15 protein-coding genes and 1 riboswitch are annotated in these 20,240 nt (G+C 71.2%); of the genes, 4 read left to right on the forward strand and 11 right to left on the reverse strand.

Annotated elements, in window-relative coordinates:
• Positions 1–7 precede the first annotated feature (7 nt).
• Together selD and V5F67_RS06700 are read left to right on the forward strand one after the other, a co-directional pair.
• Positions 8–1,057 (forward strand): selenide, water dikinase SelD, encoded by a 1,050-nt coding sequence (gene selD / locus V5F67_RS06695; protein WP_394019898.1) that lies wholly within the window; start codon positions 8–10, stop codon positions 1,055–1,057.
• A 74-nt stretch (positions 1,058–1,131) separates the two neighbouring features.
• The gene (locus V5F67_RS06700; RefSeq protein ID WP_394019896.1) at positions 1,132–1,533 is read left to right on the forward strand and encodes a hypothetical protein; all 402 of its coding nucleotides are present in this window, start codon (positions 1,132–1,134) and stop codon (positions 1,531–1,533) included.
• Here the strand turns inward: V5F67_RS06700 and V5F67_RS06705 are convergent.
• From V5F67_RS06705 to V5F67_RS06755, 11 genes are all read right to left on the reverse strand, one after another.
• On the reverse strand, positions 1,490–3,079 hold the full coding sequence (locus tag V5F67_RS06705; protein WP_394019894.1) for a bifunctional aminoglycoside phosphotransferase/ATP-binding protein: 1,590 nt from the start codon (positions 3,077–3,079) through the stop codon (positions 1,490–1,492). The genes V5F67_RS06700 and V5F67_RS06705 overlap by 44 nt on opposite strands.
• A gap of 20 nt (positions 3,080–3,099) precedes the next feature.
• A complete protein-coding gene (locus V5F67_RS06710) occupies positions 3,100–3,585 on the reverse strand; it encodes a hypothetical protein (RefSeq protein WP_394019892.1) in 486 nt (161 codons plus the stop codon).
• Positions 3,578–3,868 (reverse strand): DUF5132 domain-containing protein, encoded by a 291-nt coding sequence (locus V5F67_RS06715; protein WP_394019890.1) that lies wholly within the window; start codon positions 3,866–3,868, stop codon positions 3,578–3,580. The genes V5F67_RS06710 and V5F67_RS06715 overlap by 8 nt, the downstream gene beginning before the upstream one ends.
• A gap of 54 nt (positions 3,869–3,922) precedes the next feature.
• Entirely contained in the window at positions 3,923–4,987 is a 1,065-nt protein-coding gene (locus V5F67_RS06720) for an NAD(P)-dependent alcohol dehydrogenase (RefSeq protein WP_394020106.1), read from the reverse strand.
• Between the two features lie 181 nt (positions 4,988–5,168).
• Positions 5,169–8,198: a cation-translocating P-type ATPase gene (locus tag V5F67_RS06725; protein WP_394019888.1), complete on the reverse strand. Its 3,030-nt coding sequence runs from the start codon at positions 8,196–8,198 to the stop codon at positions 5,169–5,171.
• 71 nt (positions 8,199–8,269) lie between these two features.
• A complete protein-coding gene (locus V5F67_RS06730) occupies positions 8,270–9,742 on the reverse strand; it encodes a sensor domain-containing diguanylate cyclase (RefSeq protein ID WP_394019886.1) in 1,473 nt (490 codons plus the stop codon).
• Between the two features lie 338 nt (positions 9,743–10,080).
• Positions 10,081–10,818 carry a DUF6925 family protein gene (locus V5F67_RS06735; protein ID WP_394019884.1) on the reverse strand — a complete coding sequence of 246 codons (738 nt, stop codon included), beginning with the start codon at positions 10,816–10,818 and terminating at the stop codon, positions 10,081–10,083.
• A complete protein-coding gene (locus V5F67_RS06740) occupies positions 10,815–11,597 on the reverse strand; it encodes an ABC transporter ATP-binding protein (RefSeq protein ID WP_394019882.1) in 783 nt (260 codons plus the stop codon). The genes V5F67_RS06735 and V5F67_RS06740 overlap by 4 nt, the downstream gene beginning before the upstream one ends.
• Complete coding sequence (locus V5F67_RS06745) at positions 11,594–12,598, reverse strand: FecCD family ABC transporter permease (RefSeq protein WP_394019880.1); 1,005 nt, start codon at positions 12,596–12,598, stop codon at positions 11,594–11,596. The genes V5F67_RS06740 and V5F67_RS06745 overlap by 4 nt, the downstream gene beginning before the upstream one ends.
• Positions 12,595–13,458, reverse strand: coding sequence for an ABC transporter substrate-binding protein (locus tag V5F67_RS06750; protein ID WP_394019878.1), 864 nt, complete (start codon positions 13,456–13,458; stop codon positions 12,595–12,597). The genes V5F67_RS06745 and V5F67_RS06750 overlap by 4 nt, the downstream gene beginning before the upstream one ends.
• Before the next feature lie 8 nt (positions 13,459–13,466).
• Positions 13,467–15,461 carry a TonB-dependent receptor plug domain-containing protein gene (locus tag V5F67_RS06755; RefSeq protein WP_394019876.1) on the reverse strand — a complete coding sequence of 665 codons (1,995 nt, stop codon included), beginning with the start codon at positions 15,459–15,461 and terminating at the stop codon, positions 13,467–13,469.
• 103 nt (positions 15,462–15,564) lie between these two features.
• Positions 15,565–15,774, reverse strand: a riboswitch (cobalamin riboswitch).
• 198 nt (positions 15,775–15,972) lie between these two features.
• Here V5F67_RS06755 and V5F67_RS06760 point away from each other — a divergent pair.
• Positions 15,973–17,094 (forward strand): efflux RND transporter periplasmic adaptor subunit, encoded by a 1,122-nt coding sequence (locus V5F67_RS06760; protein WP_394019874.1) that lies wholly within the window; start codon positions 15,973–15,975, stop codon positions 17,092–17,094.
• Positions 17,091–20,192 carry an efflux RND transporter permease subunit gene (locus tag V5F67_RS06765; RefSeq protein ID WP_394019872.1) on the forward strand — a complete coding sequence of 1,034 codons (3,102 nt, stop codon included), beginning with the start codon at positions 17,091–17,093 and terminating at the stop codon, positions 20,190–20,192. The genes V5F67_RS06760 and V5F67_RS06765 overlap by 4 nt, the downstream gene beginning before the upstream one ends.
• The last annotated feature ends 48 nt before the right edge of the window (positions 20,193–20,240 follow it).

Consider the following 20,240-nt stretch of genomic DNA (forward strand, 5'->3'; position numbering starts at 1 on the left):
TGACCTCATGACCGACACCCCATTCCGCCTCACCAGCCTTGCCCATGGCGGCGGCTGCGGCTGCAAGCTCGCGCCCTCCGTGCTCCAGGAGCTGCTTTCCGGCCAGGCGAAGGGCGGCCCCTTCGAGCGCCTGCTGGTGGGCACCGAGACCGGCGACGACGCCGCCGTCTACGATCTCGACGGCGAGACCACCATCATCGCCACCACCGATTTCTTCATGCCCATGGTGGACGACCCGGACCATTTCGGCCGCATCGCCGCCACCAACGCCATCTCGGATGTCTATGCCATGGGTGGCACGCCCATCATGGCGCTCGCCATCCTCGGCATGCCGCTGGGCAGGATCGAGACCGATGTGGTGCGCGCCATCCTCCAGGGCGGGCAGGCGATCTGCGCCGAGGCCGGGATCCCGGTGGCGGGCGGCCATTCCATCGACTGCCCCGAGCCGGTCTACGGCCTCGCCGTGATTGGCACGGCGCCGCGCGCCCGCATCCGACGCAATGCCGACGCCAGGGCGGGCGATGCGCTGATCCTCACCAAGGCGGTGGGGGTGGGGGTCTATTCCGCCGCCTTCAAGAAGGAGGCGCTGCCGGCCGACGCCTATGACGAGATGATCTCCTCCACCACCCGCCTCAACAAGGTGGGGGCCGAGCTCGCCAAGGACGGCGCGGTCCATGCGGTGACCGACGTGACCGGCTTTGGCATTCTCGGCCACGGGCTGGAGATGGCGCGCGGCTCCTCGGCGCGCTTGCGCATCTCGCGTGCGGCGCTGCCGCTGCTCGCCCATGCCGAGGCGCTGGTGCGGCAGGGTTTCGTCACCGGCGCCTCGCATCGCAACTGGGCAAGCTACGGTCACGAGGTGGACCTCGAGGCCGAGACGCCGGACTACTGGCGTCACCTCCTCACCGATCCGCAGACCTCCGGCGGCCTGCTGGTCTCGTGCGCGGAGGCCGAGGCGGACCGGCTGCTGGCGGAAATCCAGGCCGCGGGCTTTGCCAGCGCCCGCCGCATCGGACGCGTGGAGGAAGGCGAGCCGCGGGTGACGGTCGCGGCCTGAAGGGCCGGCGCTCGAGGCAGAGCGGGAACCAGGATTCCCGGGCGGGCGTTCTCTGATCTGAAAGGAGAACGGCCATGCCCTCGTATCCGAACCCGACGGCGCCTGCGCGCGCAACTCCTGTGATCCTCACGCCGCGCCTTGAGGGCGCTGCCCGGCTCATGGCCACCGGCCTTGTCGGCGGCGTGATATTCCTGCTCGCCACCGCCGCGCCGGCCCCCGCGCACGCCCAGGCGGCCCCGCAGGCATCGCGTGACGGCGCGTGCGAAGAGCCGCCCCACACTGCCGCGACTCCGCCCGCGCGCGGCGCCGATTCCGGCACCAAGCCGGGCAGCGAGGGCTCCACCGGCTGGACCGGCGGCACCGGCGGCACCTATACCGGCCTGACGCCGCAGGCGGGCGCGCCGTCATCTCCGGAGCGCCAGCCCGAGGTGGTCACGGGCGTCGATCCGAAGCCTGAGCCGCAGCGCCGCTGCTGACGGGCGGGTGGCACCGCGTCCAGGTGATCTCACCGAGATCGTAGCTGAGCTGGTGCCGGACCACCGCTGCATCGGCATCCGAGGCATCGCCCTTGCGCGCCTCGACCCGGCGCACCAGCTCCGCTGCCGGCGCATCCAGCCAGCAGCCGGCGAACGGCACGCCCGCCGCGCGCGCGACGGCCTCGATGCCCGCGCGCTCTTCGGCGCGCGCATGCACCGCATCGACGATCACGCTCTGCCCTGTGGAGATGACGCGCGCCGCCAGGGCGCGCAGGCGGGCATAGACCTTCTCTCCGGCTTCGGCACCGTAAGCGTCGGGCGGCAGCTTCTCGCTCTCCGCGGCACCGAACAGGCGCTTGCGCTCGATGTCGGAACGCACGATCACCGCGCCGGGCGCGCGGCCGATGCCGGGAGCCTCGCGCGCGGCCCAGGTGCTCTTGCCGCTGCCGGAGAGGCCGCCGACCGCGACCAGCCGGGGCATGGATTCCGGTGGGGAGGCGAGGAAGCCGAGCGCGGCCGCGAACGCATGGCGCACGCGCGCCTCGCCCTCCGCGCGGGCCGTGCCCTCCAGGTGGCCGAGACCCGCCGCCTCCACCTTGGCGCGGATGGCGGCGCGCAGGCTGAGGAACAGCGGCAGCGCCGAAAGGCCGTCGATCATGGCGTCGTCCGCCGTCCAGAGATAGCGGTTGAACACCGTGCTGGCCGTCGCCCGCTCGCCGCGCTGCCACAGGTCCATGAGCAGGAAGGCGAGGTCGTAGAGCACGTCGCAGGTGGCGATGTCGTCGTTGAATTCGATGGCGTCGAACAGGGTCGGCGCGCCGTCGATCAGCACGATGTTGCGCAGGTGCATGTCGCCATGGCAGCGGCGCGCGAAGCCGACGGCGCTGCGCGCCCTCAGCAGCGGGGCGACGTGCTCCAGCGCCTCCTTCGAGCGCTTCGTCAGCTCCGCCGCCGCATCGGCCGGGAACAGGTCCGGCCGGGCCGCGAACTCGGCCGTGTTGTCGGCGAGGTAGGAAGCGAGCCGCCCCGCAGTGTCGAAGCCACGCCGGACGGGGGCGGCGGCATGGGCGGCGGCGACGGTCTGCGCCAGCGCCCTGGCGATTTCCGGCGTCAGCGCGCCGCGCTCGGACAGCCTGTCGAGGGTGAGGGCGGTGTCGAAGCGGCGCATCTTCACCGCGTGCTCCACCGCCTCGCCGTCGCCGCCGAGCGCGAGGGCGCCGTTCCGTCGCACGATGGGCACCACACCGAGATAGAGGCCGGGCGCCCCCGCGCCGCTGACCTCCACCTCCGCCGCGCAGGCCGCGCGACGCTTCTCCAGGGTCGAGAAGTCCATGAAAGGGAACAGCACCGCCCGCTTCACCTTGTAGGCGAACGGGCCGGCGAGGAACACCGCCGCGCCGTGGGTGTCGATGCGCGTGACCCTCTCGCCGGGCGGCAAGCCATGGGTTTCCGGATCGGCGAGGGCGGCGAACACCGCGCTCTGGTCGGCCACCACATGCTGGCCGGGACCGCCGGAGGGCTGGCGGGGGGCATGTGGGTCCGGCATCGCTCCTCCCGTGCGGCGCCTCAGAGGGACGGGCGCCGGTCCTTCAATACGGCAAGGGTGATCGCCTGTCCGAACAGCGTCAACGCCGGGCCGGCGAGGCGCCCGCGGGCCAATTGGACGAGGCCCACCAGCGTCAGCCCGAGGAAGGCGGCGTTCTGCAGATCGAGCCGGCCTTTGGTGAGCAGCGCCATCAGCAGGTCCGCCTTGGCGAGGCGCGTGGCGGCATCCTCGATGGGCGCCGGGTCCGGCTCCGGCGGGGCGGGGTCGGCGACCTTCAGGCCGGCGCCTTTCAGCGTGTCCGCAAGGTCTTCCCAGGCGGTGTCGTGGACGAGGACGATGCTGCCGGTCTTCGGCCGGATCTCCACCTTGGCGATGCCGGCCGCAGCCAGCGCGTCGGCCAGCGCGACGAGGCGCGCGTGCGGAACCTTGCCGAGGATGACGAGGCGCGTGCGTCCGCCGGCCCGGTGCGCGAGCCGCGCATGGACGGGGCGGTGCGCCTCACCCACGGACGATGGCCCCAGCGGCGTCCTCGGTCTCGTCCATGGCGTCGGCCGCGCTTGCCGCGGCCTCCTTCATCTCGTGGGCGGCCTCGGCGACGAGGTCCTCCACCTCCTCGCCTGCGCGGGCCAGCGCGACACGCGCGGCGCCGTAGCCGGCGACGCCGGCCTTGATGGCGTCCTTCGCCGCCGGACGCGCCAGCCGCCACAAGGCCGGACCGATCACCGCCGCGCCGATGCCGACGGCAAGGCCCAGCAGGAAGCCTCCGCGCACCACCTTCTCCGGTTCCATGCCCTTCGCAACCTTCGTTCTGAAGCCATGAACGCCCAGTCTGCCAACGGTATGTTACGGTGTGATGGCCACTTTCAGAACACCGTCGCGCTGGTTGGCGAACAGGTCGTAGGCCTTCTCGATGTCGTCCAGCTTGAAGCGGTGGGTGACGAGGGCGCGTGCGTCCACGCGGCCGGAGGCCACCACGTCCATCAGCCGGCGCATGCGCTCCTTGCCGCCAGGGCAGAGCGTGGTGACGATGGTCTGGTCGCCGAGGCCGGCGAGGAACGCGTCCAGCGGGATCTTCAGGTCGCTGGAATAGACGCCGAGCGAGGACAGCGTGCCGCCGGGCCGCAGCACCCTGAGCGCCGCCTCGAAGGTGGACTGGCGCCCGAGCGCCTCGATGGCGACGTCGACGCCGCGCCCGTCGGTCAGGCGCAGAATCTCCTCCACCGGGTCGGCCTTCGAGAAGTCGACCGTCTCGTCGGCGCCCATGGCGCGGGCGACCTTGAGGCGCGCCTCCACCTGGTCGACGACGATGATGCGCGTCGCGCCCATGAGGCGGGCGCCGGCGGTGGCGCACAGGCCGATGGGACCCTGCGCGAACACCGCCACCACATCGCCGATCCTGACCTTGCCGCTCTCGGCGCCGGAGAAGCCGGTGGACATGATGTCCGGGCACATGAGCACCTGCTCGTCGGCGAGGCCCTCGGGGACCGGCGCAAGGTTCGCCATGGCGTCGGGCACCAGCAGGTATTCCGCCTGCGCGCCGTCGATGGTGTTGCCGAAGCGCCAGCCGCCCATGGGCTTGAAGCCGTGCTTGGCGCGCGGACCGTCCTGGGAGCCGCAGCCGCACAGGCAGGCGTTGGAATAGCCGGACGGGGTGATGGCGCCGGCGATCACCCGCTGGCCCTCCTCGAAGCCCTCCACCGCCGAGCCGAGCCTCTCGATGATGCCCACCGGCTCGTGGCCGATGGTGAGGCCCTTCGCCACCGGGTACTCGCCCTTGAGGATGTGGATGTCGGTGCCGCAGATGGTGGTGGTGGTGACGCGGATGAGCGCGTCGAGGGGACCGACCTCCGGGATCGGCTTCTCGTCGAGGACGATGCGGTCCTTCTCGACAAAGACCGCCGCCTTCATCATGCGCTTGCCGGGAGAACGACGGTCGGAAACGGGCTTTGTCTGCTCGAGAATGGTGTTCGCCATGGCCGTGACCTCCTCCGCGAGAATGTTGATCCAACAATAGACAGCAGGCGATCGCTTGCCATTGATGCCTGTCAACGCGGGCTCCGCGCGGCGCCAGGATGAAGGCGCGCCAGCCCTACGTTGCCGCTGACGCCGACGGGTCGGTCGCGCCGATCCGGATGATGCGCCGGCCCTCGGCCACCGTGAAGGCGCCGCCGGCGAGGCTCGCCGCCAAAGCGAGGTCGCCGAGGGTGGCGGGCGCGACGCCAAGCAGCCTTCTCAGGCCCGGCGCGAGGAACGGCACCGCGAGCAGGCCGAGCGCGCCCGCGAGCGTGGCCTCGAGCCGCCGCTCGGACACGATGAGCGCTTCGCCCGCGCCCGGTGAGCGGTCCCGCAACACCCAGGCCGTGGCAATCTGCGCCAGCGCCAGCGTGGTGAAGGTGACCGTGCGCGTGCGCGGTCCGGCCCCAGCGCGGGACAGGGTGAGGAAATGGCCCGCGAGCGCCGACGCCGCGATCACGCCGCCGTCCGCCAGCATGCCTGTGAGCTCCGCGCGGTCGAAGAGAGGTGCCGTGTGGTCATTGGGCGGGCGCGCCATCACGTCGCCGCGCGGCTCGGCGAGCGCGAGGCCGAGCGCCGGCAGCACGTCGGTGACGAGGTTGAGCCAGAACAGCTCCATGGGGGTCTCGCTCTCGCCGCGGCCGTGCATCGTCTCCACCAGCATCACCAGGATCTCGGACAGATTGGTGGAGAAGAAGAAGCGGATGGCGTTGCGGACGTTGTCCTGGGTGGCGCGGCCGCGGGCGATGGCGCGGGCGAGCTCGCGCAGGTCGTCGTGGGCGAGGACGAGGTCCGCCACCTCCCGCGCCACGGATGTCGCCTTTTCGCCGACCGCGACGCCCACCGAGGCGGCGCGCAGCGCCGGCCCGTCGTTCACGCCGTCGCCCAGCATGGCCACGCGCCGCCCCTTGGCCTGGAGCGCCTCGACGATGCGCAGCTTGTCGGCGGGGCTCACGCGGGCGAACACCGAGGTGCCGAGCGCCAGTTCGCCCAGCGCCGCCTGATCGAGCGCGGCGATCTCGGGACCGCTCGCCATGCGCAGGATGCCGGTGCGGGACAAGGAGAGCGACCGCGCCACCGCGAGCGCCGTGCCCTGCTGGTCGCCGGTCATCATGATGGTGCGGATGCCGGCCTTGTGGAACAGCCCGATGGCTTCCCCGGCATCCCGCTTCACCGGGTCGGCGAGGCCGGCGAGACCGAGGAAGGCGAGGCCCGACGGCGCCTGCTCCGAGATGGCTCCGTGCCCCGCGGCCGCCGCGAGGACGCGCAGGCCTGCGCCGGCGAGATGCTCGTTCTGCGCCAGGAGGGCGACGCGGCGATCCGGATCAAGCGGGCGCTCGCTGCCCTCGATCCGCTCCCGGTCGCACAAGGCGAGCACCTCCTCCGGCGACCCCTTGACGAACAGGCGAGGACCGTCGGCGGCGCCCGAATGCTCGCTCACCATGTAGCGGCGCCGATGGTCGCGGTTGCGCAACGCATTCAGGGGGAGCGCGGCGCGCAGCGCCGCCACGTCGCAGCCCATGGCGGCGGAGAAGTCGAGCAAAGCGAGCTCGGTGGCCGTTCCCTGGCGCGGATCGAGCCCGGCCTCGCTGCACAGGGCCATGGCCTCGCACAGGGCGAGCAGGTCGCTGGACGGGCTTGCTGCCGTGTCCCGGTCCAGGGCGACGTCCGCGCCGCCCGCCACCGCTTGGGTGACCGCCATCTCGTTCCGGGTGAGGGTGCCGGTCTTGTCGAGGCAGATGGTGTCGATGGCGCCGATGGCCTCGATGGCGGGCAGGGCGCGCACGAGCGCGCGGTCCTTCTCCATGGCGCGCGCGCCGAGGGCGAGGGTGGTGGTGGCCACTGCCGGCAGCCCTTCCGGGATGGCGGCCACCGCGAGCGCGATGGCGCTCCGGAGCGCCGCGACCAGGGGCTCGCCGCGGGCAAGGCTGACCGCCAGCAGGAGGCCGGAGGCGCCGAGGCAGCCGATGGCGAGCTTGGTGGAGAGAGCCGCGAGCTTCTCCTCCGTGGCCGGCCGGGGTGGCCGGGCATCGCCGATCAGCGCCCGGGTGCGCGCCGCCTCGCTCGCCGCGCCCGTGCGCACCACGACCGCGCGTCCGTCGCCGCCCGTGACCACGGTGCCGGCATGGACCAGATTGTGCCGCTCGCCCACCGCTCCGGGCGCCTCGGGCAAAGGAGCCGCAGTCTTGTCCACCGGCAGGCTTTCGCCGGTGAGCGCGCTCTCATCCACCGAGAGGGCGTTCGCCGCGATCAGCCGGGCATCGGCGGCCACCACCGTGCCCGGCGCCAGGAGGACGATGTCGCCGGGCACGATCTCGCGTGCGGGGATCAGCGCCGGCGCGCCGTCGCGCAGCACCGCGGCGGGGTGCTCCACCGGCCGCGACAGCCGGCGGATGAGCCGTTCGGTGGAATTCTCCGTGGCGAAGCCGATGCCTGCATTCACCGCGATCACAGCCAGGGTGACGGCGGCATCGAACACGCCGCCGGTGGCGAGGGAAAGGGTGGCGGAGCCCACCAGCAGGCCGACCGGCAGGTTCGAGACCTGGTCGCGCAGGATCGCGCCGGCCGAGCGGCCCTGCGGCTCCGGCATGGCGTTGGCGCCGTGGGCGGCGCGGATGCGCGCGGCCTCGGGCGTGGAGAGGCCGGTTGCCGCGGCGCCGAGCTGGGCCAGCACCTGCGTCGCCTCCATCAGGAACATGGCGTCGAGACGCGGGTCGGGCGGCATGGCGGTGGAGGCTGCGGGGCCGCCTCGTGCGCGAATGCTCGGGCCGGTGGCGGCCGCCGCCGCATGGGCCTGCGCGCGGCTCCTGATCCCGGATGGCGCCGCGGGCGCCCCGATGGCAGGAACGGGCCCGCCGCGGAGCACGGAGGACAGCGCCGCCGCGACCACCTCGGCGCCGAGCGCCGCCGGGTGCCGCAGCAGCACCGAGCCGGTCAGGGGGTCGGCCTTGACGAGGACGACGCCGGCATCGTCGAGGCCGCGCCTGAGCGCCTCCCAGTCCGCCGGCCATGCGCTCGCCAGATGGACGCGCGTGCGGCCCGGCAGGTGATGGCGGACGCGGCAGCGGATCGGTGAGGGTGTGGCGGAGCGGAGCGTCTGATCCATCCGGCCTGTTCTCGCGCAGCTCCATGACAGGCTCTTGAACCCGTCCCGCGCCGCCGGTGTCCTGTCGGCTCCTATTGCGCCGCCGCGATGCCGCCGTCCGGGTGGCTGCCGACTACGCGGTTCCGGCCGCCGCCCTTGGCCTTGTAGAGCGCCCCGTCGGCCTCTCGCAGCAGCCGGTCCGGCGGATCGGAGGGCTGGACGATGCCGGAGGCGACGCCGATGCTGGCGGTGGTGTTCACGCGGTGTCCGTCCTCGGTCGCGACATGGGTGGCGGCGATCGCCTTGCGGATGCGCTCCGCCATGAATGTTGCGCCCGCGGCTCCGGTGGAGGGCAGGATCACCACGAACTCCTCGCCGCCGAGCCGCGCGGCGAAGTCGCCCGGCCGGCGGATGGAGCGCGTCACCTGCCGCCCGACGTTGCGCAGCATGGCGTCGCCCACCGCATGGCCGTAAGTGTCGTTGATCTGCTTGAAGAAATCGAGGTCGATCACCAGCACTGAGAGCTCGCTCTTCTCGCGCGCCGTGCGCCGCATCTCGGTGTCGAGGACCATCTCCAGTGCCCGGCGGTTGGGGATCTGCGTGAGCGCGTCGGTGACCGCCATGTGCTCGAGCTGCTCCTCCATCTCGTAGCTGTGAATGAGCGCCCGGCGGAGGACCAGCACGATCACGGCGAGCAGCCCGCAGACCACCAGCGTGAGCAGCCCGACCATGATCGCCTGCAGGGTCCATTCGGCATAGATGGCGGAGGTGGAGATGCCGATCGAGAGGATGAGCGGAAAGTCGCCGATCTTCTCGGTCACATAATAGCGCGTCAGCCCGTCGATCTTGGAGGTGCCGGAGAAGCTAGCACCCGGGGCGTCGCGCATCTGCTGGAACACGGGGGAGCTCGCGACGTTCTCGCCGACATTGCCTCCGTCGTCGGTGGAGGGGTGGCGATAGATGATCGTGCCGCTGGTGTTCACCAGGCTGACGATGCTGTCCGGGCCGAGATCGACCTTTTCGAACAGCGATTTGAAGAATGCGAGCCGGATCGCCGCCAGCACCACGCCGTCGAACGCGCCGTCGGGCCGCGAGAGGCGCACCGTCATGCCGATGCTGGGGTCGTTCTGCCGGAGGCGGCTGGCATAGGGGCGGCTGAGGAAGGTGCCGGCGTCGCGCTCACGATGCGCCGCGAAGTAGTCGCGGTCGCCGAAATTGGCTTTGCGCGGGGCCATCTGCCCGGAATCAATGACAATATTGCCGTCCGCGTCCAGCACAAGCATGGAGCCGAGATACTGCGGCGCCGCCGCGCGATCGAACAGCAGCAGGTTCTGCGACGACGCCGGCATCGCCTGGACCTCGGGCAGCGCGAGGGCTTCGCGCACACCGAGAATGGACACTTCGATCAGCCTCAGATTGCGGTCGATGGTGAGTGCCAGCGTGCGTAGCACGTTCTCGGCCGAACGGTAGGCCTCGGCCCGCCGGTCCTCGCGCAGCTTGGCCAGCATGCCGGCTTGAATCACAATAATGATGACGAGGATCACCGCTGTGGTGAGCAGGAGCACGGGACCCCGGACGGAGCGCCTCAGGACACTGTCCATTTGCACCTTAAGGCCACCTCGCCTTCTGCGAAGACTTGCAGCAGTCATCTCACCCGTAGGCGCCGCGGACCATTGGCCCGATCAAAGACCGTGCTTCCAGACAAACCCGCAGCCGCTGGGGAAAGCCGCGACTCGGCATCTGGACACGCACTCCGGCACGCCACCCATGCGAGCATCCCGCGTTCAACGGCCGAAGCAATGCGCGACCTCAACCGCGTTCGCAAGGGGGCCCAATCAAATCCGGGTGGAATTTGTAGAAGGAGCGACTGCCGGCCCAGCGTCAGCTTGACGCAGCGTCAGTGTCAGGCGCGCCCTGTCCCGCCCGCGCGGGGCGGATGCAGCGACAGACACGGCAGAAGGCCCTCGGGAATCGGAATGCTGGCTGCGTGGGTACGGCGATGGGCGAGCAGCTTCGGCAGCACGTGGGTGTGGGGTCCATCGGGGCTGCGGCCGTCGGCGGGCGGGATGGGCTGGTAGACCTCCACGCGTCCCAGCGCGCTGATGAACACCCGGTGTGGGCTGGCGGCGAGGATCGCGGCGATGGGGCCGTCAGGGTCGAACATCTGCCGCCCCTCGGCTCGGCGCATGGCGGAGATCAGCGCGGGATCGCGGGTCCGCACGCACGCTTCGACGCTGCCAAGGCCGATGCCGAGGTCGAACAGGATGGCGCCGCGGTCCTCCTCCCGGATCGCCTCCTCGTCGGGGCCGATCTGGACGATCGCCTGCCGCCCGGCGCGCGCGGCCTCGGTCGCGGCGAGGCAGGCGGCGATGGCCGGCACGCGGCGTTCCTCGTGGCGCGAGGGCATCTCATAGGGCAGGACCACCATGCCGGGATGGGCGGTCACCCGGAGAGCGCCGCGGGCGGTGGCGACCTCGATCTGCTCGGGCGTGGCCAGGAGGCGCGCGGGCTCGTCGGCATCGCGCATGAACTCAGCGATGCCGCCGAACACGCCGAGGCTCCATCCGGTGCGCGGATCCTCGGCATGGCGGCGGAGCAGTGCGAAGGCGCCCGGGCCATTCAGGATCGCGGTCTCGCTCATGGGCTGGGGTCCGTGCGCTCGGGGCCGTCGAGGCGGCTCCAGGGGATGACGAAGGGCACGCCGTCGCGCGTCCCGCTCTCGACGCTGACGCGGTAGGCCGCCGCCACGGGGCCGGGCGCAAGCACCTCGGCGGGCGTGCCGAGGGCGGCGAGGATGCCTCGGTCCATCAAGGCGAGGCGGTCGCAGAAGCGCGCCGCGAGGGTGAGATCGTGCAGCACCGCCACCACCGCCGCTCCGGCGCGGGCGCGCTCGCGCAGCAGCTCCATCACCTGGAGCTGGTGGTAGGGATCGAGCGCGGCCACCGGCTCGTCCGCCAGCAGCACCGGAGCCTCCACCGCCAGTGCGCGCGCCAGCAGCACACGGGCGCGCTCGCCGCCCGACAGCGTGCCGGTGGAGCGACCCGAAAGGTGGGCCACGTCCCCTTCCGCCATGGCGCGGCGCGCCGTGGCGTCGAGGGTGGCGGCCCCGTGCGGCAGGCGGCCCAAGGCGACCACGTCCTCCACCTTCATCGGCCAGTGGATGCGCCCGTTCTGCGGCAGATAGGCGAGGGTGCGGCCGAAGGCGGCGCGGCCGATCTCAGCCGGCGTGCGCCCGTCATAGGCGATGCGACCCGCCGCCAGGGGATCGAGCGCGCACAGGGCGCGCAGCAGGCTGGTCTTGCCGGCGCCGTTGGGGCCGATGAGGCCGACGAGCTCGCCGCCGCGCACCTCCAGCGAGAGGTCGCGCACCACGGCGGCCCCGTTCCGCCTCACCTCGACGGCTTGCGCTGCGACGATCATGGCCCCTCCACCCTGAGGCGCCGCAGCATGGCGAGGAAGAAGGGCGCGCCAATGATGGCGGTGACGACGCCGAGCTTCAGCTCAGGCCGCGTGGGGATCAGCCGAACGGCGATGTCGGCGCCGAGCGTGAGCGCCGCCCCGGCGAGGCCGCTGACCAGCAGCAGCCGCCCCGGCCGGTGACCCACCAGCGGGCGCATAAGATGCGGCACCACGAGGCCGACGAAGCCGATGGCTCCGGCCACGGCGACGCTCGCCCCCACCGCCGCCGCCGTGCCGCCCACCACCAGCAGGCGCACGCGGCGGATGGAGAAGCCGAGGCTCTGGGCGGCGTCCTCGCCGAGCGTCAGCGCGTCCATGGCGCGCGCCGAGGCGAGCACCAGGGCCCAGCCCAGCGCCATGAAGGGCAGCGCCAGCGCCACGTGGACCAGCGAGCGGTCGGCGAGCGAGCCCATGAGCCAGAACACCACCTCCAGCGCCGCATAGGGGCTGGGCGCGAGGTTGAGCGCGAGCGCGGTGAGCGCGCCGGCCAGCGCGTTGATGGCGACGCCGGCGAGGATCAGCGTCGCGGTGTCGGCGCCCGAGCGGGCGACCATCAGCAGGAACGCCGTGGCGATGCCGGCGCCGATCAGCCCGCCGAGGGGCAGCGCCAGCGCGAAGGTCGCGGAGAAGCCGAAATAGAACGCCACCACAGCCCCGAGCGCCGCCGCGCCCGAGACGCCGACGATGCCGGGATCGGCGATGGGGTTGCGCATCAGCCCCTGGAGCGCCGCGCCGGTGAGACCGAGACTGAAGCCGACCGCCGCGCCCAGCACGGCGCGGGGAATGCGCAGCTCGGCGAGCACCAGCGCCGGCAGGCTCTCGCGCCCGGCGATGAGGTCGAGGACGGCGATGCCGAAATAGAGGGGCGCGTAGCCGATGAGCGTCGACACCACCGCCAGCGCCGCCACCAGCAGCGCCAGGGCCGCGACGAGGAGGCGGTAGTGATCCCGCGATCCGATCATTGCCGGTGTCCTTCGGGCGGGCGCGCCGCGCCCGGCGCGATCGCGGCGCGGGCGGCGGCGAGGCGCTGCGCCGCCTCGGCGAGGCTTGGCCCGGCGCAGGCCCAAAGGCGGATCGGCAGCGGCACCGCGCGGCCCCCTTTGGCGTACGGCGCCAGTGCCGGATGGTGCAGCAGCTCGTCGGCGAGCGAGGGCGGCGCGTCCGGCGAAGAATTCACCACCAGGAGGTCGGGCCGGGCGGTGACGATCTCCTCCAGGGCGAGCTGGCCCATGCGGTCGGTGGAGAGGCGGGCAGCGAGATTGTCGAGGCCGGCGCGGGCGAGCACTTCGTCCGGCACCGAGCCGCGGCCGGCGGTGAAGCCGTTCGGCCGCACCACCACGGCGGTGGGGTGATCCGCCGGGGCGGGGGGCAAGGCCGCCATGGCGGCCTTGATCTCGCCGACCATGGCCGCGCCGCGATCTTCCTCGCCGAGCCGCGCCGCCACCTCTCCGATCTGGGCGTAGGCCTCCTCCAGGGTTGCGGGAACGCCGAGCTCCATCACCTCGAAGCCGAGCCGCCGCAGCATGGCGGTGGTGGCTCGGGTGGTGAAGGCGCCGGCGATGACGAGGTCCGGCGCCAGCGGCACCACCTCCTCGGCAAGGCCCCTGTTGACCGGCACCCTGGCCGCGAGGTCGGCGACGTTGGAGCCGCGCGGGTCGCGGGCAAGATAGGTCACGGAGGCGACGCGCCCGGGACCCGCGAGGCGCAGCACCAGTTCGTCGGCGCACAGGTTGAGCGAGACGATGCGGGCGGGCTTGCCCTCCGCCGCCGTCGCGGGGGCGGCGGCGAGGAAGACGAGGACCAGGAGCGCCGCCCGCATCATGGGCCGCCTCAATAGGTCAGCTTCAGGCCGGCGAAGGCGCCGAAGCCCGGGGCGAGGAAGCCGTTGGGGTTCTCGTAGGTCTCGTCGAACAGATTGTCGATGCGGCCGAACAGGGTCGCGTGCTCGTTGAAGGCGTAGTTCGCCGCGATGTTCACGATCGTGTAGCCAGGCTGGTCCACATAGTTCGAGGTCAGGCGCTCGATGTCCCACCAGGACGAGACATAGATGAGGGTGGCGGTGAGGTCGAGCTTGTCGGTCGCTTGCCAGTTGACGCTCACGCTCACCTTGTCGTTGGGCCGCCGCAGGGGAATGCACGAGGTGGCGGTGAGCGGCGCGCAGGCGGCGCCGAACGGCTGGCCGGGCGGGAAATAGCCCACCACGTCGGTATAGGTGTAGTCGGCGCGGACCTTCAGCGTGTCCGTGACCTTCACCGCCACGAACACTTCCGCGCCCTGCGTGGTGGCGTTGGAGATGTTGACGTTCTGGTAGGTCACGGGGTCGTAACTGATGAGATTGGTGATGTCGTTGTGGAAGTAGGTGGCGCCGAAGGCGAGGCGGCCCTTGAAGAATTCCTGCTCGAAGCCGGCGTCGTAGCCGGTGCTCTCCTCGGGCTTGAGGTCCGCGTTGCCGTAATAGGGCGCGTAGAGCTGGTAGAGGGTGGGGGCCTTGAAGCCGGTGCCGTAGCTCGCCTTCAGCTTGGTGCCGGTCTCCGGGATGAGAAACGCCGGCGCGATGCGCAAGGTGGTGTGGTCGCCGAACGTGTCGTCGCTGTCGTAGCGCACATTGGCGGCGAGGAAGAGCCGCTCGAAGAACTGGCCCTGATATTCCGCATAGACGCCGGTGTTGCCGGTGGCGGCGTCCATCTGCGTGTAGGCGGTCTCGGACGTCATGCTCTCGTTGCGCCGCTCGACGCCGGCCAGCACGTTCTGCCCCGGCGCGAAGCTGTAGAGCGAGCGCAGGTAATAGATCTGCCGGTCGCCATTATAATCGCCGTTCACCGAGGCGTTGGGGCCGTCGGTGGGCCGGCTCGAGGTCATGGCGCTGACGCCGAACGTGGTCTCGAGCGCGCCGTCGAGCGCCTTCCACACGCCCTCGCCCTTGGTGAAGAACATGGATGCGTAGCTGGTGGAGCGCTCCGGCGCCGGGATGCCGGCATAGGTGGGCGGCGGGTAGATGTCCGGGGTGAAGGAGAGCTGGCTGTCGATGTAGCGGGCGACGAAATTGACCGCGAACGTATCGCTCACCTCGTAGTCGAGGCGGGTCGAATAGGTCCAGTTGTCGTAGGCGCTGGGATTGCGCGGATAGCCGAGCGGCACGATGTCGGCCGGCGTCACCGGCGTGTCGGTGGACGAGAAGTGGGTGACGTTGAAGGAGTAGGACAGCTTCTCCGTCGATCCGCTGAGTGCCACTGCCTGGTTGAAGGTGCCGAACGAGCCCAGCTCGGCGAAGCCGAAGGCCTTGGCCGGCCCTTCCCCCTTCTTGGTGGTGACGGAGATGACGCCGCCGATGGCGTCCGAGCCGTAGAGGCCGCTCTGCGGGCCGCGCAGCACTTCCACGCGGGCGAGGTCGGTGGCGAGCATCTGCCCGAAGTCGAAGGCGCCGTTGGGGGTGGAGGGGTCGCCGGCGTCGATGCCGTCGATCAGCACCTTCACATGGTTGGAATTGGTGCCGCGGATGAACACCGAGGTCTGCCCGCCCGGGCCGCCGGTCTGCACCACGTTGAGGCCGGGCAGGCTCTCCAGCACCTCGGGCAGGGTGCGCAGCTGCTTGCGCTCGATCTCCTGCGCCGTCACCACGCTGACCGAGGAGGCAACCTCCTCCTGCGGCGTCGCGATGCCGGTCGGGCTCGTCACCATGAGGTCGGGCAAATCGATGACGGGCGCGGCGGCATCCGCCGGCGACTGGGCCAGCGCGGGCGCCGGCACGGCGAGCAAGGCGGCGGGAACGAGGAAGCGGGCGGCGCGCGCGGCGCCGCGAGGGGGCTTGGTATGGCGGGAGGGCATGACGGCCTCGACACGAGTGGTCCGTCACCGCGAACGAGGCCTCCGCCGGCACCACGGCCGAACGGATTCGCCACCATCAGGACACCCCGCCCGACGTGCTCGCGCGTGACCACGGCTGACGGCAGGTCTCCTGGCTCGCGGGTCGCCGCCCTGTCGTCGCCTTCCCAGGCTCAAGGCCCAGTGGCGCGTGACGCAGGACTCGCCGCTTACAGTTGCGGGGGCAGCCGCGGCATCTCCATCTCCCCGTTTCCGGGCGGGCGGATCACCGCGTTCCCTTTTGATCCCCGAAGGGAACCGTCACCATATAGCTAGACCGGGGGATTTACCTCCGTCAACACATACGGTCGGGCGACGGGCGAAATCATTCGTGAATGATATTCATGCAACGCTTTAGCCGTTTTCACGGCTTGACGCGCACAATCTGCCTGTCCATTGCACCTCAACTTAACTGGCGACCCATCGCAGGCTCGGCTATAGCGGAAGCGGCCCGACCTGCGGAAAGGACATTCCCTTGCCCGACGCGATGTTTCGCATCCAGAACGCCATCGCGTGGTCGGCCCGCCGCACGGCAGGCCCGTCCCTCCTGGTCGCCGTGCTCCTCGTCGCCGGCTGCGGCGAGGCGCCCAAGGCGGAGAAGGCCGAGCCGCGCCCGGTGCGCACGGCGCTGGCCTCGACCCGCACGGCGAGCGATGCGGTGACGCTGACCGGCCAGGTGGAGGCGCAGAACGAGGCCTCCTATGGCTTCCGTATCGGCGGGCGCGTCATCGAGCGGCTCGTGAACGTAGGCGACCGGGTGAAGCCCGGCCAGGTGCTCGCCCGCCTCGATCCGCAGGACGAGCAGAACGCGCTGCGCTCGGCGCAGGCGGCGCTGTCGGCGGCGCAGGCCAATCTCTCGCAGACCCGCAACCAGTATGAGCGCCAGCGCCAGCTGCTGGCCCGCGGCTTCACCCCGCGCGCCCAGTACGAGCAGGCCGAGCAGGCCTATCTCAACGCCCGCTCCCAGGTGGAGGACGCGGAGGCACGCCTGCAGATGGCGCACGACCGCCTCGGCTTCACCGAGCTGAAGGCGGATTCGGCCGGCGTCGTGACCCAGCGCCGGGCCGAGCCGGGCGAGGTGGTCCAGGCCGGCCAGCCGGTGGTGGAAGTGGCGCGCCAGGACGGGCGCGACGCGGTGTTCGACGTGCCGGCGGCACTGCTCTCTTCCATGCCCGCCGACCCGCTGGTGGAGGTGACGCTGGCGGGCGACGCCAATGCCCGTGCCACCGGAAGGGTGCGCGAGGTGGCGCCGCAGGCCGATCCCGTCACACGCACCTTCCGCGTTCGCGTCGGCCTGATCGATCCGCCCGAGGCGCTGCGCCTCGGCACCACGGTGATCGGCCGCGTGACGGTGGACGGCGGGCCGGTGATCGAGATCCCGGCGAGCGCGCTGACGCGCCTCAATGACAAGCCTGCGGTGTGGGTGGTGGATCCCGCCGCCAAGACGGTCGCTCTGCGCAATGTGGAGGTGCTGCGCTTCACGCCTGCCTCGGTGACCGTGGCCGAGGGGTTGAAGCCCTCCGAGATCGTGGTGACGGCGGGCGTCCAAGCGCTGCATCCGGGGCAGCAGGTGCGCCTGCTGGGGACGCAGCCGTGAGCGCCCCTTCGGGATTCAATCTCTCCGCCTGGGCGCTGCGGCACCGCTCCATCATCATCTATCTCATGGCCATATCGGTGGTGGCCGGGGTGATGGCGTTCCGCAATCTCGGCCGCGCCGAGGACCCGACCTTCGTCATCAAGACCATGGTGGTGCAGGCCAACTGGCCGGGCGCGACCCTGGAGGAGACCTTCAAGCAGGTCACCGAGCGCCTGGAGCGCAAGCTCCAGGAAGCGCCGAAGCTCGACTATCTGGAGAGCTACACCAAGCCGGGCCAGACCACGATCTTCGTGCATTTACAGGGCTCGGCCACCGCCGCCGAGGTGCCGGACATCTGGTACCATGTGCGCAAAAGCGTCGGTGACATCCGCCACACGCTGCCCCAGGGCATCGTCGGGCCGTTCTTCAACGACGAGTTCGGCGACACCTTCGGCATCATCTACGGCTTCACCGCGGACGGCTTCACCCACCGCGAGCTGCGCGACTATGTGGAGGGCGTGCGCTCCGAGCTGCTGCATGTGCCGGACGTCTCGAAGATCGAGATTCTGGGGGCGCAGGAGGAGCGCATCTTCATCGAGTTCTCGATGCAGGAGCTCGCCAGCCTCGGCATCGACCGCGCCGCCGTGCTTGCCGCACTCCAGGCGCAGAACATCGTGCGGCCCTCGGGCGAGATCCAGACCGGCAAGGAGAACATCTCCATCCGCGTCTCCGGCGCCTTCACGTCGGAGGCGGACGTCGCCAACGTGAACTTCGTCGCCAACGGGCGGCTGATCCGGCTCGCCGACATCGCCACCATCCGTCGCGGCTTCGCGGACCCGCCGCAGCCCATGTTCCGCACCAACGGCAAGCCCTCCATCGGCCTTGCCATCGCCATGCGCGACGGCGGCGACATCCTCGCCATGGGCAAGAACATCGACGCCGCCATGAACCGGCAGATCGCCGATCTGCCCATCGGCATCGAGGCGCACCTGGTGGCGGACCAGGCGGTGACGGTGTCGAGCGCCATCGCCGAGTTCATGGAGAGCCTGTGGCAGGCGGTGGCGATCATCCTCGTGGTGTCGTTCATCGCCCTCGGCGTGCGCGCGGGCGCCATCGTCGCCCTCGCCATCCCACTGACACTCGCCATCGTGTTCGCGCTGATGCAGATCGCCGGCATCGACATGCAGCGCATCTCGCTCGGCGCGCTCATCATCGCGCTGGCGCTCATGGTGGACGACGCCATGACCACCACCGACGCGACGCTGACCCGCCTCGCCGCCGGCGACGACAAGGTGACGGCCGCCTCCTACGCCTTCAAGGCCTATGCGGCGGCGATGCTGGCGGGCACGCTGGTGACGGTGGCCGGCTTCGTGCCGGTGGGCTTCGCCGCCTCCTCGGCGGGCGAGTACACCTTCACGCTGTTCGCGGTGGTGGGGATCGCCCTCATCGTCTCCTGGTTCGTGGCGGTGCTGTTCGCGCCGCTGCTCCAGGTGCTGATCCTGAAGGCGCCGCCCAAGGAGAGCATCCCCGATCCCGACGCCCCGCCCAAGGGCGTGATGGGGATTTATCGCGGCTTCCTGGTGCTGTGCCTGAAGCTGCGCTGGGCGACGATCGCCGTCACCATCGCCCTGTTCGTGCTCTCGGTGCTGGCGCTGCCCCTGATCCCGCGCCAGTTCTTCCCCTCGTCCGACCGGCCGGAACTGCTGGTGGACCTCGCCTCGCCTCAGAATGCCTCCATCTACGCCTCCGAGAGCGTGGCCGAGGCATTCGACGCGCTGCTGGCGAAGGACCCGGACGTGAAGCGCTGGTCCACCTATGTGGGACGCGGCGCCATACGCTTCTACCTGCCGCTCGACGTGCAGCTGCCCAACGACTTCTTCGCCCAGACCGTGATCGTGGCGCAGGACGTGGCCGCCCGCGACCGGCTCAGGGCGAAGCTGGAGAAGGCGCTGGCGCAGGACTTCCCGCAGTTGGTGGCGCGCATCGCGCCGCTGGAGCTCGGCCCGCCGGTGGGCTGGCCGGTGCAGTACCGGGTCTCCGGTCCGGACATCGAGAAGGTGCGCGCGCTCGCCTTCGATCTCGCCGCCGTCATGGCCTCGAACCCCGAGGCCGAGAAGGTCAACTACGCCTGGATCGAGCCGGCGCGGCAGGTGCGCATCGAGGTGGACCAGGACGAGGCGCGCCTGCTCGGCCTCTCCACCGCCCAGCTCGCGGGGGTGCTCAACACCGTGCTGTCGGGCCAAGCGGTGACGCAGGTGCGCGACGACATCTATCTCGTCAACGTGGTGGCCCGCGCCACCGACGAGGAGCGCGTCTCGCTGGAGAGCCTCGCCACCCTCCAGGTGCCGCTGCCGAGCGGGCGCACGGTGCCGCTCTCGCAGATCGCCACCTTCGCCTACGACCAGGACTATCCCGCCATCTGGCGGCGCGACCGGGTGCCCACCCTGACCGTCCAGGCGGACGTGCGCCAGGGCGTGCTGCCAGAGAGCGTGGTGGAGAAGCTGGAGCCGAAGATCGAGGCGCTGCGCAAGACCCTGCCGCCCGGCTACCGGATCGCGGTGGGCGGCACGGTGGAGGAGAGCACGGCCTCGCTCGCCTCCGTGGTAGCGGTGGTGCCGGTGATGCTGCTCTTGATGTTCACCGTGCTCATGTTCGAGCTGAAGAGCTTCCAGCGCATCATCATCGTGCTCTCGGTGGCGCCGCTGGGGCTGATCGGCGTGGTGGGCGCGCTGCTCGCCTCCGGCCGGCCGCTGGGCTTCGTCGCCATCCTCGGCGTGCTGGCGCTGATCGGCATGATCACCAAGAACGCGGTCATCCTCATCGGCCAGATCGAGGCCGACCGCGCCGCCGGCAGGAAGGTGTGGGACGCGGTGATCGCCGCCTCGTCCATGCGCTTCCGGCCGATCATGCTGACCGCGGTCTCCACCGTGCTCGGCATGATCCCCATCGCGCCCACCGTGTTCTGGGGGCCGATGGCGTTCGCCATCATGGGCGGCCTGCTGGTGGGCACGCTGCTGACCCTGATCTTCCTGCCGGCGCTCTATGTGGCCTGGTTCGGTCCCGAGACCGGGCCGGAGCGGGCCGTGGCGCCCGCAGGCGATGCCGTCCAGCCGGCCTGAGGCGCGCCAACTCAGCGGACGCGGCAGCCCCGCGTCCGCCAACAACAC

The organism is Xanthobacter pseudotagetidis (assembly GCF_043194795.2).
GTDB classification, from domain to species: domain Bacteria; phylum Pseudomonadota; class Alphaproteobacteria; order Rhizobiales; family Xanthobacteraceae; genus Xanthobacter; species Xanthobacter tagetidis_A.

Excerpts from the sequence above, each read along its gene's own strand:
- selD (WP_394019898.1), top strand. The coding sequence starts at position 8 with ATGACCGACACCCCATTCCGCCTCACCAGCCTTGCCCATGGCGGCGGC.
- V5F67_RS06700 (WP_394019896.1), top strand. The coding sequence starts at position 1,132 with ATGCCCTCGTATCCGAACCCGACGGCGCCTGCGCGCGCAACTCCTGTG.
- V5F67_RS06705 (WP_394019894.1), bottom strand. The coding sequence starts at position 3,079 with ATGCCGGACCCACATGCCCCCCGCCAGCCCTCCGGCGGTCCCGGCCAG.
- V5F67_RS06715 (WP_394019890.1), bottom strand. The coding sequence starts at position 3,868 with ATGGAACCGGAGAAGGTGGTGCGCGGAGGCTTCCTGCTGGGCCTTGCC.
- V5F67_RS06720 (WP_394020106.1), bottom strand. The coding sequence starts at position 4,987 with ATGAAGGCGGCGGTCTTTGTCGAGAAGGACCGCATCGTCCTCGACGAG.
- V5F67_RS06725 (WP_394019888.1), bottom strand. The coding sequence starts at position 8,198 with ATGGATCAGACGCTCCGCTCCGCCACACCCTCACCGATCCGCTGCCGC.
- V5F67_RS06735 (WP_394019884.1), bottom strand. The coding sequence starts at position 10,818 with ATGAGCGAGACCGCGATCCTGAATGGCCCGGGCGCCTTCGCACTGCTC.
- V5F67_RS06740 (WP_394019882.1), bottom strand. The coding sequence starts at position 11,597 with ATGATCGTCGCAGCGCAAGCCGTCGAGGTGAGGCGGAACGGGGCCGCC.
- V5F67_RS06745 (WP_394019880.1), bottom strand. The coding sequence starts at position 12,598 with ATGATCGGATCGCGGGATCACTACCGCCTCCTCGTCGCGGCCCTGGCG.
- V5F67_RS06750 (WP_394019878.1), bottom strand. The coding sequence starts at position 13,458 with ATGATGCGGGCGGCGCTCCTGGTCCTCGTCTTCCTCGCCGCCGCCCCC.
- V5F67_RS06755 (WP_394019876.1), bottom strand. The coding sequence starts at position 15,461 with ATGCCCTCCCGCCATACCAAGCCCCCTCGCGGCGCCGCGCGCGCCGCC.